Source organism: Krasilnikovia sp. MM14-A1259 (assembly GCF_047159535.1).
Lineage (GTDB): Bacteria > Actinomycetota > Actinomycetes > Mycobacteriales > Micromonosporaceae > Actinoplanes.
Genome location: NZ_BAAGAJ010000002.1, coordinates 4,276,145 through 4,288,089, shown reverse-complemented (window position 1 = coordinate 4,288,089; position 11,945 = coordinate 4,276,145). Strand labels below are relative to the sequence as shown.

The window sequence follows — 11,945 nt, the reverse complement described above, 5'->3', positions numbered from 1 at the left end:
ACCTTCAGGCGGGAAGCACCTGCGGCGGCGGGTCGAACTGCAGCCAGTCGAGGTTGACGAAGTCCCACTGCGCGGAGCTGGCGAACGTGGCATAGACGGTGTGCACACCGGCCGGTGCGTTCGCGGGCGCCACGACGGTCGTGTACCGGTCCCAGCTGCCGGTGCTGCTGATCGGCACGGTGGCGAACGGCGCCGCGTCCGGCCGGTCCGCGCGCAGCTCCACCCGGCCGGTTTGGCCCGCGGGAGGCTGCGAGGCGACGCGCAGGCGTACCCCGCGCGATCCGGCGCCGAAGTCGACCTGGTCGAATCGCATCATGTCGCCCCGCGCGATCGAGCCGGTGGTGACCCCGCCGTCCGGGCCCGGGCCGGTGGCGATGCCGGTGAGCGCGTCTGCGCTCTCCGCTTCGATGCGGTCCGACGCCTGCCGGTTCGCGGTGACCTGCACCCAGTCGACGAGGGTGAACACCTGGCCGGCTTGGATGGCACGCTTCGTCGCGTCGGGCAGCCCGTTGTCCGCCGGGTACACCGATGCCGGGTACTTGCCGCCGATCGCCATGTTGAGCAGCAGATACTGCGGCTCGTCGAAGACCCACGCGCCGTACGGGGTGACGTCCGCCGGGGTGATCCGCAGAAATTCACGCTCGTCGACGAAGAAGGCCAGGCCGCCGGGAGACCAGTCCACTCGATAGACATGCCAGTCCGCGGCGTTGAACCCCGGGAAGGCGGTACGGCCGGGGTACCGGTTGTGGGCCGGATCGTCCGAGGGCAAGCCGGTCACCGTCGGGCCGGAGAAGTGGATCCCCGACGACGTCCAGTTCCGTTCCCCGACGTTCTCCATCACGTCGATCTCGCCGTTGGCCGGCCACCGGGCACCGTCCAGGCCCTGCGACCAGAAGGCCGGGAACGCGCCCGGCAGGGCGGGCAGCTTCATCCGGGCCGCCATGCTCCCGTACGTGAACTGCAGCCTCCGCTCGGTGTTGAGGCGGCCCGACACGTAGTCGAACGTCCTGTCCACAGGTTTGCCGTCGACCGTGTCGTAGCCGGGAACGGTGTGCTTGACAGCCCGGGCGCGCAGGACCAGGGCGCCATTGCTCGCACCGGCGGCGTCGTGGTCGATGAACACGGTGCTGCCGTCGTCCACGTACGCCTGCTGCTCGTCGCCGTAGATCCGGTGGTCCCGCGAAGTCACCTCGACGTTCCAGACGTTGCGGTCGAGCTGCGCCCCGGAGAAGTCGTCGGAGAGAATCAGCTGCCGGCCCGGTGGCGGCCAGGCCAGCGCCGGCGTGCCGGCCCCGACGGCGCCGCCCGCCACCCCGAGCACGACCACGGCGCCGAATGCCCGCCACCGTCGCCACCCGTTCCGTTGTCCTCGCACCGGCATCTCCCCCCGCTTCGTCACAGTGATTCATGCCAGTTCATCAAGCTGTGCGGAATCGCCGGTGCCCCGGCCGGAAGTCTGAGAGATGCCGCACGCGGGCCGGCGCGCTCCCGGCAGCGCGCTCTAGAGCGGCTGGACCAGGTCCGACGGGCCGACGTCGCCGGCGAGCGCGAACCGATCCGCGTCCGGCCCCACCGGCTCGACGAGGCCGTCATCGACGAGTCCGGCCAGGGCCCGGGCCCGCTGCACCTCGTCGGCCCACACCACGTCGAGGCGCTGGCGCGGCACCGGGCCGGTGGCATTGCGCAGCACCTCCAGCAGCAGGCCCCGCACCTGGCGGTCCGTACCGGCGTACCGCTGCGGGCGGCGCGTCGGGCCGGACGGCGCCGGGGCACCGCTGCGCCGCCACGCACACACCGACACGAACGGGCACTCGGGGCAGCGGGGCGACCGGGCGGTGCACACGATCGCGCCCAGCTCCATGAACGCGATGCTCGCCCGGGCCGCGTGCTCCTCGGACTCGGGCAGCAGGTCGGCCATCGCGGTCAGATCGGCCGCCGTGGTGGCCGGGCCCGCGTCCGGCTCACCCGCCACCGCCCGCGCCACGACCCGGCGGACGTTCGTGTCCACCACGGGGTGACGCCGGCCGTACGCGAACGTCGCCACCGCCCGCGCGGTGTACGTACCGATGCCGGGCAGCGCCAGCAGCTCGGTCAGATCGTCCGGCACCCGGCCGCCGTGCCGCTCGACGAGTGCCACCGCGCAGGTGTGCAGCCGCATCGCCCGCCGCGGGTAGCCCAGCCGCCCCCACATCCGGATCGCCTCGGACACCGGATCCTGTGCCAGCGCGGCCGGTGTCGGCCACCGGCTCATCCAGGCGTGCCAGGCGGGGGTCGCCCGTACCACGGGGGTCTGCTGGAGCATCACCTCGCTCACCAGCACTGCCCACGGGGTCGTCCCGGGCCGGCGCCAGGGCAGATCACGGGCATTGTCGTCGTACCACCGGATGGCGTCGTCAGCGAGAGTCATGGCGGGTCCTACCCTAGGTCCTGTGAACGAGCTCGCCATCACCGTCATCGGCCCCGACCGGCCCGGCATCGTCGCAGACGTCGCCGAAGCACTGGCCGGGGTCGGGGCCAACCTGTCCGACTCCACCATGACCCGGCTGCGGGGCCATTTCGCGATGACCCTGATCTGCACCGGCCCGGCCGTCGAAGCCGTGGAGAAGGCGCTGAAACCGCTCAGCGCGGACGGCAGGCTGCTCGCCACCGTGCGTGCCGTGCCGCCGGAGACGGACACCGAACCGGTCGGGGAGCCGTACCTGGTCAGCGTTCACGGGGCCGACCGGCTCGGCATCGTCGCCGCGGTCACCCGCGTGGTGGCCGCCGCGGGCGGCAACATCACCGACCTCACCACCCGGCTGACCGGCCCCCTGTACGTGCTGGTCGCCGAGGCGGACATCCCGCCGGGTGTGGCGGACGACCTGACGACCGCGCTCGCCGTGGTCGCCGACGAGCTGGGTGTCGACGTGACGCTGCGCCCGGCGGAGTCGGACGTACTGTGAGCGACGCCCTCGCCGACTGGAAGCCCGACGTCCTCGGGGTGCCGGGCCGCGTGCTGCCCGTGGTCGCCGCGCCCGATCCGGTACTCAGCCGTCCCGGCGCCGAGGTCGACCCGACCGACCCGGAGATCGTGCAGCTCGCGGCGGATCTGGTCGCCACGATGCGGGTCTCGCCCGGTTGTGTCGGCCTCGCGGCCCCGCAGGTCGGGGTGAGCGCCCAAGTGTTCAGTGTGGACGTCACCCAGCATCCGAAGACCGCCACCACGCACGGCACGTTCGTGTTGTGCAACGCCCGCGTCGTGGAGGCCAGCCGGTGGCGGCCCGGGCGGGAGGGCTGCATGTCCGTGCCCGACCTGACCGGGGACGTCAAACGGGCCGGCCGGGTCGTGGTGGAGGCCGTGCTGCCCGGGACCGGGGAGGCGGTGCGGATCGTGACGGACGCGTTCGAGGCGCGGGCGTTGCAGCATGAGATCGATCACTGTGCGGGCAAGCTGTTCCTCGATCGGGTGGCCGGTGCGCACGCCGTGTACCAGCGCAAGGTCTATCTCTAACGAGTAACCCGCGAGTCGGTGGCGGCTGTTGCGGCGCGTCGGCACGATCCGCCAGAGGTACGGGACTACCGTATGCGCATCATGCGAACGACGGTTGGCCCCCTTCCTCCCGCCGTCTACTGGCGGCGCCGAGCCGTGGTGCTGGGTGCAGTGCTGCTCGGTGTCATCGTGCTGTTCGTGAACTGCTCCGGCAGCGACCAGGGCGGCAAGCAGGCGAATGCCGCCGGTTCACAGGCCCCGACGCCCGCACCGGCCACCACGACTCCGAGCGACCAGCCGTCGTTCGCGGACGCGGAGCCCGGCGACGGTCCGTCCTTGCCGGACCCGTCCGACCTGACGACTCCGCCGGCGGCTCCACCGAGCGCCGCCGCGGGCAACGTGCCCGTGACGGCCGCCGCCGGTGGCCCGTGCACGGACGCCGAGGTCGTCGTGGTGGCGGCGCCGGCCGCGACGACCATCAAGCGCGGCGCGTCCATCGAGATCAAGCTGAAGATCAAGAACGTTTCCGCCCGTACGTGTGCCCGCCCGGTGGGTTCGGACGCGCAGGAGCTGTACATCGATCAGGGCGCGCAGAAGGTCTGGTCGTCCGACACCTGCAGCACCACGAACCAGCCCGAGGTGAAGTCGCTGACGCCGGGCACGATCCTGGACTACCGGGTCACCTGGAACGGCCGCATGGCGACCAAGTGCGAGGCCGGTCAGGCCGTCGGCCCCGCCCCCAACCCGGGCCAGTACGAGGTGCACGCACGGCTCGGCACGAAGATCGGGCCGCCGGTGGTGCTCACGATCGTGGCCTGACCCGGACGCCGACGTCGGCGGCCCGGGGCGGGTCTCGCCCGTAGCGTTCGGGTCTCAGACGTAGCGTTCGAGGATGGACGCCTCGGCGAGCCGGGACAGGCCCTCGCGGACGCCGCGCGCCCGCGCGTCGCCGACCCCCTCCACGGTCTGCAGATCCTCGACCGTGGCGCCGAGCAGCCGCTGCAGACTGCCGAAGTGCACCACGAGCCGCTCCACGATCTGGGCGGGCAACCGGGGCACCTTCGCCAGCAGCCGGAACCCGCGCGGGCTCACCGCGGCATCCAGCGCATCGGAGGCACCCGGATAGCCGATCGCCTTGGCGACCGCCACCAGGTCGATCATCTCGGTGGCGGAGAGCAGGTCCAGCTCGACCAGCGCCTCGTCGAGGGTGCGGGCCTTGCGCCCGGCAGGCAGGTAGTCGCGGATCACCAGCGTACGGTCGGCGTCCACGCCGGCCATCAACTCGTCGAGCTGCAGGGCGAGCAGGCGGCCGTCGGTGCCGAGCTCCACCACGTACCCGGAGATCTCGTCGGCGATGCGGCGCACCATCTCCAGGCGCTGAACGACCGCGACCGCGTCGCGGACCGTCACCAAGTCCTCGATCTCCAGCGCGGACAGGGTGCCGGACACCTCGTCCAGCCGCAGCTTGTACCGCTCCAGGGTGGCGAGGGCCTGATTGGCGCGGGAAAGGATGGCGGCCGAGTCGTCCAGGACGTGGCGCTGGCCGTTCACATACAGCCCGATGATGTGCATCGACTGGCTGACGGAGATCACCGGGAAGCCGGACTGTTTCGCCACCCGCTCGGCGGTGCGGTGCCGGGTGCCGGACTCCTCCGACGGGATGCTGGGGTCGGGCATGAGGTGCACCGCGGCGCGGACGATGCGGGTGCCGTCGCTGGACAGCACGACCGCGCCGTCCATCTTGCACAGCTCGCGCAGCCGGGTGGCGGAGAACTCCACGTCCAGCGGGAAACCGCCGGTGCAGATCGTCTCCACGACCGCGTCGTGGCCGAGGACGATCAGCGCGCCGGTGCGGCCGCGCAGGATGCGCTCAAGGCCGTCGCGCAGCGCAGTGCCGGGGGCCATGAGCGCGAGGTTGGCGCGGAGCGGATCGCCGATGACGCCACCTCCGGTCAGGCCGGGCGCCGCGGGCACGACCGAACGCGGTGCAGAACCGTTGACGCCGGCGCGCAGCGGTGAGCCGGCAGTCGTCTGCCTGGGTCCGTGGCGGTCATGCGGAGCATCGCGGTCGAGCGGCACCTGTACATCCTACGGACTGTCATCCGGCACAACGAGGCGCGGTGCGGTTTGTGCTCCGTAGCGTGATGACCGGTCACTCTTGGTGATCCCCCACGGAGGCGGCCGCGGTGGCCGCCCATTGCAACGCCGTACGCAGGTCGCCCACCTCCTCGACGCGCATGCCAGCCGGTGTCCCGCCCGAGCCGCTCGCCCCGCAGCCGGGAGGAACCAGCGCGAACTTGAAGCCCAACCGTGCAGCCTCGGCCAGCCGGCGGCCCACCGCCCCGACCCGGCGCACCTCCCCGGTCAGCCCCACCTCGCCGATCGCCACCAGATGCGGGGCCATGGCCAGGTTGAGTCCGCCGGAGGCCACGGCGAGCGCGACGGCCAGGTCGGCGGCGGGCTCGATCACCCGGATGCCGCCCACGGTGGCCGCGAAGACCTCCCGATCGTGCAGCTTCAGCCGCTGGGTCCGGCGCTCCAGCACGGCCAGCACCATCGCCAGGCGGGCACTGTCGAGCCCGGACACGGTACGCCGGGGGGAGCCGTTGACCTCCGCCCCGATCAGCGCCTGCACCTCGGTCACCAGTGCCCGGCGCCCCTCCATCGCCACCGTGACGCAGGTGCCCGGCACCGGCTCGGCGTAGCGGGTGAGGAACAGGCCGGACGGGTCGGCGAGGCTGCTGATGCCGCCCTCATGCATCTCGAAGCACCCGACCTCGTCGGCCGCCCCGAAGCGGTTCTTCACCCCGCGCACCAGCCGCAGCGAGGAGTGCTTGTCGCCCTCGAAATGCAGCACGACGTCGACCAGGTGCTCCAGCACTCGCGGGCCGGCGACCTGGCCGTCCTTGGTGACGTGGCCGACCAGCACGGTCGCGACGCCGCGCTCCTTGGCGATCGCCACCAGGGCCGCGGTGACCGCCCGCACCTGGGTGACGCCGCCCGGCACCCCCTCGGTGCCCGGCGCGGAGATCGTCTGCACCGAATCCAGCACGAGCAGGCCCGGCCGGACCGCGTCGAGGTGGCCCAGTACCGCGCCGAGGTCGCTTTCGGACGCCAGGAACAGCCGCTCGTCCAGCGCGCCGAGGCGCTCGGCGCGCAGCCGCACCTGGCTGACCGACTCCTCACCGCTGACCACGAGGGACGGTGTGCCCGCGCCGGTCGCCCACTGCTGGGCGACATCGAGCAGCAGGGTCGACTTGCCGACGCCGGGCTCGCCGGCCAGCAGCACCACCGCCCCGGGCACGAGGCCGCCGCCCAGCACCCGGTCGAGCTCGCTGACCCCGGTGGGCACGGCCCGGGCGGGCGCGGCGCTGATCGTGGCGATCGGCCGGGCCGGCTCGGACGGGATGCGGGAGCTGACCACCCGCCCGGAGACCACTGCACCGCTCACCGTGGACTCGATGACCGAACCCCATTCGCCGCACTCGGGGCAGCGACCCAGCCATTTCGGAGGCTGGTGACCGCACGCGTCGCAGACGAAGACGGGCTTGGCCGGCTTCGCGGCCGTACGGGAGGTGGTCACGCGGGCACGTTAGCGGGAGCCTCCGACGTTTCCGCGGCGATCACTCGCCCTCGTGCGCCTCGGCGGGCGCGGCCGGGGCGCGGGAGGCGGGCGAGAACGGGGTGCTCACCGGCGCCTTGACGGCGAGCGGCTGGGCGCCGTTGCTGAACTCGAAGACGAGATTCAGCGAGTTGCCGGGCTTCAGCGCGCTGGCCAGGCCGACCGCCTGGAGCTGCGGAGTGTCGCCGGGCTGGAACGACAGGAAACTCAGCGGCGGGATCGTCAGCCGCGCGGGCTGCGGCGCGGCACCGGCCGGAGCGCTCGCGCCGGGCACCGGGCTCGCGGCCGCGGGGCTCGCGGGCGCCGCCGGGCTGGCCGCTGCCGGGCTGGCCGGGAGCACGGTGGGCAGGTCCGACGCGGCCGCGGCCGGTGCGCCGCCGATCAGGCCGACCGCGCGGGCGTACACGATGCCCGCGGTCGGGTCCGCGTTCATCGGCGGTGCGCTGCTGACCACCACGGTCACCGGCTGCGGGGTCTGGTTGTACAGGTTGAGCTCCAGCGGGGCGTTGCCGCCGGCCTTGAAGCCCTCGGTCCCGTTGTACGTGACGGCGAGCCCGCGGATGAGCACGCTGCCGTTGGAGTTGTCCTGGTTGACCCCGTACACCCCGGGGTGCTTCAGCGACGTCTCGGCGACCTGACCGGCGCTGCACCCGGTGAGCGCCACGGCGGCCACCGTGACGGCACCCACGGTACGGGCGACACGGCGGGTTCCCAGCGAGCGCATCACAGTCCTCCAAGAAACGCGGGCTCCGACCAACCTGACGCCAGCCTAGAGGGCCGTGATCCGGGCCGTACGGCGACCCGTCCATTCACACCACCCGGTCACACCACCCGGCCGCTGACGATGAGCAGCGTCACGTCGCACAGGGCCACCACCATGATTGCCCGGAACATCGCCACCGGGCGGCCGCGCGCCCGGGTGCCCGCGTACCAGCCGAGCGGCAGGATCACCGCGGCCAGGACCGCCGCGGTCAGCCCGGCCCACGACGGCCGTCCGGGCGGCCCGAACACCAGCGTGAGCGTGGCGGCCAGCAGCAACGCGGCGGCGGCCAGCTGGGAACCGGTCGCGCCGAGCCGGTGCGGCAGCCCGCGCACCCCGGTCGCGGCGTCGTCGGCCAGGTCGGGCAGCACGTTCGCGAAGTGGGCGCCCGCACCGAGCAGGCTGCCCGCGGCGACCAGCCAGGCCGGGGGCCACGGATGCCCCGGCAACGCCAGCACCACGAACGCCGGCAACAGCCCGAACGCCACCAGGTACGGCACCACGGACAGCGGCGTGGACTTCAGCGGCCAGTCGTAGAGCAGCGCGAAGATCCCCACCAGTGTGATGCACACGGTCGCGGCCGCGCCGAACGGCAACCCCAGGACCGGCACCGCCAGCGAGGCGATCAGACCGGCCAGCCCGACCGTACGGCGGTCCACCGCGCCCGCCGCGACCGGCTTGTCCGTACGACCGGCCCGTCGGTCCCGGTCGGTGTCCAGCCAGTCGTTGACCCACCCCACGGAGAGCTGGGTGGCGCCCACGGCCGCGGCCACCCCCAGCAGTGACCAGCCCCGGTGTCCCACGCCGAGGGCCAGCAGCGTCATGGCGGCGGTCACCGCGCCGCCCGGTTCGGGGTGGGCGGCCCGGAGCAGGGGTGGCAGGCGAGACATGAATGCAGTGTGGTGGTTGAGCCATCGACATGCCACGCTCGATCGCATGCGGTCGATCGAGCGCAACGATCCCCGTCAATACGATGCCCTGGCGAGCGAGTGGTGGCGCCGGGGTGGCGACTTCGAGATCCTGCACTGGCTGGCCGAGGCCCGCGCGGCGCTGGTGCCGCCCGCGGCGCGGCCCGCCGCGGTGCTGCTCGACGCCGGGTGCGGTGGCGGGCTGCTCGCCCCGTACGTGCAAGGACTCGGCTATCGGCACGTCGGGGTGGACGTGCGCCGCGCCGGGCTGGCCCGGGCCGTGGCACACGGGGTCACCGGGGTGGCCGGTGACATCACGGCCCTGCCGCTGGCCACCGGCTGCGCGGACGTGGTCGTCGCCGGCGAGATTCTCGAACACGTGCCCGACCTGGGCGCGACCGTGGCGGAGTTGTGCCGGGTGCTGCGCCCCGGCGGGCTCGTGGTGCTGGACACGGTCAACGACACCGCGTTGGCCCGGTTCGTCACCGTCACCGCGGGTGAGTGGCTGGGCGTCGCCCCGCCGGGCCTGCACGATCCGGCGCTGTTCGTGGACCCGGGCGAGCTGACCGCTGAGTTCGCCCGCCACGGCGTAAGGCTGCTGGTTCGGGGGGCGCGGCCCACCGTGACCGGCCTTCTGCGCTGGCTGTTGCCGCGGGCGGCCCGCCTCCGCGACGCCTCGGTCGGCCGCACGGCCGACCGGGCGCAGTCCCGCGACAGCCCGGCGGCGCCTGGCGCTGAGGCGGCGTCCGGCCGGGAGGCGGCGTCCGGTTGGGAAGCGGTGCTCGGCCGGGATGCGGTGCGCGGCGTGACGCCGGAGCGTGGCCGGGATGCGGCGCTCGGGCGGATCGTGCCGACCTGGTCCACGGCCGTGCTCTATCAGGGGCGCGGAATCAAAGGGGGAGAACCGTGGTGATCGACGAGGCGAAGCGGTTGGCGCCGCGGTTCGCGGCGCGGGCCGCCGGACACGACCGGGACGGTTCGTTCCCGGCGGACGACTTCGCCGACCTGCGGCGGGCAGGCCTGTTCGGCCTGATGGTGCCGGCCCGGCTGGGCGGGGCCGGCGCGGGCTTCGCACAGTACGCGGCGGTCGCGTACGAGCTGGCCCGCGGCAACGGCGCCACCGCGTTGATCTTCAACATGCATGCCTCGGTGACCGGAGCGCTTGCGGGTGTCACCGACGAGCTGGCCGACGCCCTGGGCCTACCACCCGAAGCGCTGCGGGCCCGTGACGAGCACCTGGCGGCCGCCGCCCGCGGCAGCTGGTACGCGGTGGCGATGAGCGAACGCGGTGCCGGCTCCCGGCTGTCCCAGCTCAGCACCGCCTACACCCGGGTCGCCGACGGGTTCCGGATCACCGGGTCCAAGACGTTCTGCTCCGGGGCCGGGCACGCGGACGCGTACCTGATCGCGGCCCGCAGCAGCGCCGATCCGGACCAGGTCTCGCAGTTTCTGGTGCCCGCAGGCGCCGGGCTGACGGTCGAGCCGACCTGGGACGCCCTCGGCATGCGCGCCACCGGCTCGCACGACCTGCACGTCGACGTGACCGTACCGGCGGAGGCGCTGCTCGGCGGCGTGGAAGGGCTGGCGCTCGTGGTGGCCCAGCTCGCCCCGCACTGGATGGTGGCCAGCTACGCCGCTGTCTACGTCGGGGTGGCCCGGGCGGCCGTCGACGCCGCTGTGGCGCACGTGACGGAGCGCAAGCTCGGGCACCTCCCGGCCGTACGGGCCCGGATCGGCCGGGCCGACGCCGCCGTGGCCGCCGCCCACCTGGCCGTGCTGGAGGCGGCCCGCCGGGTCGACGAGGCCCCGGGTGACGCCGAGACCAACCGGTGGGTGTGGCGCGCCAAGCTCATCGCCGGCACGACGGCGGCCGAGGTGGCGGCGTCGATGCTGGAGGCGGCGGGCACCTCGGCGATGCGCCGCGGGCATCCCCTGGAACGGCTGTACCGGGATGCGCGCGCGGGCTCCCTGCAGCCGGCGACCTCGGACGTCTGCGCGGACTGGCTGGGCGTCGAAGCGATCGGGGGTGATCCGGACACCGACGGCACCGCACCACGATGGTGAACGACCGGCACGGCGGGTCAGCCTGGGGAGGCAGAGACACGTGAATCGGAGCGCAACGATCGCCGGGCTCGGGACGGCGCTACCGCCTGCCGCCGTGCAGGAGGAGCTGTGGGAGGGGTTCTTCGCGCAGCGCTACTCGGGCGGGCGCCGGGGTCTGGCGCAGCGGATCTTCGCCAACTCGGGTGTGCGTACCCGGCAGGCGGCGGTCAGCCCGCTGCTGGAGGACGTGTCGGCGTGGTCGACCGAGCGTCGGATGCGCCGCTACCAGGTCGAGGCCGTCCCGCTGGGCAAGGAGGCGGTCGGCCGGGCCCTGACCGATGCCGGGGTGGCCGCCGACGAGCTGGGCCTGTTCGCGGTCTGCTCCTGCACCGGGTACGCGACTCCCGGCCTGGACATCCTGCTGGCCCGGGACACGGGCATGTCGCCGCACGTCCAGCGCCTGTTCGTCGGTCACATGGGCTGCTATGCGGCGCTGCCGGGCCTGGGCTCGGTCGCCGACTTCGTGGTGGCCCGGGGACGGCCCGGGCTGCTGCTCTGCGCCGAACTGACGAGCCTGCACATTCAGCCCCCCGGCACCCGGGCGGACGTGCAGCAGATCGTCTCGCACGCGCTTTTCTCGGACGCGGCGGCCGCCGTCGTGCTCACCCCGGGTGACGGGCTCCCCGGGTACGCGGTGACCGAGGTGGCCGCCGTGACGGATGCCGCCACCGCCGACCACATGACCTGGGACGTCACCGACCTGGGCTTTCGCATGGGCCTGTCGCCGCGCGTGCCGCAGGTGCTGGCGCTGCACGTCCGGGGCCTGGTCGACGACGTGCTGGCCCGGCACGGGCTCACGGTCGGCGACGTGACCGGCTGGGCGGTGCACCCGGGTGGCCCCAAGATCCTGGACGTGGTGCAGGAGCGGCTGGGTCTGATCGATGCCGACCTGGCCGCGTCGCGCGACGTGCTGGCCGGCTACGGCAACTGCTCGTCGCCGACGGTCTTGCTGGTGCTGGACGCGCTGCGCCGCCGGGTGGACCCGCCCGCCCGGGTGGTGATGCTGGCGTTCGGGCCGGGCCTGACCCTGTACGTGGCGCTGCTGGAGCGGCATACAGTCGGCCGATGACCGAACGCGCGGGC

12 protein-coding genes are annotated in these 11,945 nt (G+C 73.5%); 6 read left to right on the top strand and 6 right to left on the bottom strand.

Going from position 1 to position 11,945, the window contains the following annotated elements:
- Window positions 1–4 precede the first annotated feature (4 nt).
- Both ACMCNK_RS19370 and ACMCNK_RS19365 read right to left on the bottom strand, forming a co-directional pair.
- The gene (locus ACMCNK_RS19370) at window positions 5–1,375 is read right to left on the bottom strand and encodes a carbohydrate-binding protein (RefSeq protein WP_412737809.1); all 1,371 of its coding nucleotides are present in this window, start codon (window positions 1,373–1,375) and stop codon (window positions 5–7) included.
- Between the two features lie 126 nt (window positions 1,376–1,501).
- The gene (locus ACMCNK_RS19365) at window positions 1,502–2,407 is read right to left on the bottom strand and encodes an A/G-specific adenine glycosylase (protein ID WP_412737808.1); all 906 of its coding nucleotides are present in this window, start codon (window positions 2,405–2,407) and stop codon (window positions 1,502–1,504) included.
- 22 nt (window positions 2,408–2,429) lie between these two features.
- Here ACMCNK_RS19365 and ACMCNK_RS19360 point away from each other — a divergent pair, with 22 nt between their 5' ends.
- The 3 genes from ACMCNK_RS19360 to ACMCNK_RS19350 all read left to right on the top strand — a co-directional run bounded on the left by ACMCNK_RS19360 (window position 2,430) and on the right by ACMCNK_RS19350 (window position 4,288).
- Window positions 2,430–2,942: a glycine cleavage system protein R gene (locus ACMCNK_RS19360; RefSeq protein ID WP_412737807.1), complete on the top strand. Its 513-nt coding sequence runs from the start codon at window positions 2,430–2,432 to the stop codon at window positions 2,940–2,942.
- Entirely contained in the window at window positions 2,939–3,490 is a 552-nt protein-coding gene (locus ACMCNK_RS19355; RefSeq protein ID WP_412737806.1) for a peptide deformylase, read from the top strand. The genes ACMCNK_RS19360 and ACMCNK_RS19355 overlap by 4 nt, the downstream gene beginning before the upstream one ends.
- A gap of 81 nt (window positions 3,491–3,571) precedes the next feature.
- Window positions 3,572–4,288, top strand: coding sequence for an adhesin (locus ACMCNK_RS19350; RefSeq protein ID WP_412737805.1), 717 nt, complete (start codon window positions 3,572–3,574; stop codon window positions 4,286–4,288).
- A gap of 54 nt (window positions 4,289–4,342) precedes the next feature.
- On the opposite strand, the gene disA is transcribed toward ACMCNK_RS19350, so the two are convergent.
- The 4 genes from disA to ACMCNK_RS19330 all read right to left on the bottom strand — a co-directional run bounded on the left by disA (window position 4,343) and on the right by ACMCNK_RS19330 (window position 8,741).
- Window positions 4,343–5,548 (bottom strand): DNA integrity scanning diadenylate cyclase DisA, encoded by a 1,206-nt coding sequence (disA, locus tag ACMCNK_RS19345; RefSeq protein ID WP_412737804.1) that lies wholly within the window; start codon window positions 5,546–5,548, stop codon window positions 4,343–4,345.
- Window positions 5,549–5,621: 73 nt separating this feature from the next.
- A complete protein-coding gene (gene radA, locus ACMCNK_RS19340) occupies window positions 5,622–7,052 on the bottom strand; it encodes a DNA repair protein RadA (RefSeq protein WP_412737803.1) in 1,431 nt (476 codons plus the stop codon).
- Between the two features lie 40 nt (window positions 7,053–7,092).
- Window positions 7,093–7,815 carry a hypothetical protein gene (locus ACMCNK_RS19335; RefSeq protein ID WP_412737802.1) on the bottom strand — a complete coding sequence of 241 codons (723 nt, stop codon included), beginning with the start codon at window positions 7,813–7,815 and terminating at the stop codon, window positions 7,093–7,095.
- Window positions 7,816–7,913: 98 nt separating this feature from the next.
- Window positions 7,914–8,741: a UbiA family prenyltransferase gene (locus ACMCNK_RS19330; protein ID WP_412737801.1), complete on the bottom strand. Its 828-nt coding sequence runs from the start codon at window positions 8,739–8,741 to the stop codon at window positions 7,914–7,916.
- Between the two features lie 46 nt (window positions 8,742–8,787).
- Here ACMCNK_RS19330 and ACMCNK_RS19325 point away from each other — a divergent pair, with 46 nt between their 5' ends.
- From ACMCNK_RS19325 to ACMCNK_RS19315, 3 genes are read left to right on the top strand one after another with little or no spacing between them, the layout of a single operon-like run.
- Window positions 8,788–9,672, top strand: a complete 885-nt coding sequence (locus tag ACMCNK_RS19325; protein WP_412737800.1) for a methyltransferase domain-containing protein — start codon at window positions 8,788–8,790, stop codon at window positions 9,670–9,672.
- The gene (locus ACMCNK_RS19320; RefSeq protein ID WP_412740914.1) at window positions 9,669–10,823 is read left to right on the top strand and encodes an acyl-CoA dehydrogenase family protein; all 1,155 of its coding nucleotides are present in this window, start codon (window positions 9,669–9,671) and stop codon (window positions 10,821–10,823) included. The genes ACMCNK_RS19325 and ACMCNK_RS19320 overlap by 4 nt, the downstream gene beginning before the upstream one ends.
- A gap of 40 nt (window positions 10,824–10,863) precedes the next feature.
- Window positions 10,864–11,931, top strand: a complete 1,068-nt coding sequence (locus tag ACMCNK_RS19315; RefSeq protein WP_412737799.1) for a type III polyketide synthase — start codon at window positions 10,864–10,866, stop codon at window positions 11,929–11,931.
- Window positions 11,932–11,945: the final 14 nt, after the last annotated feature.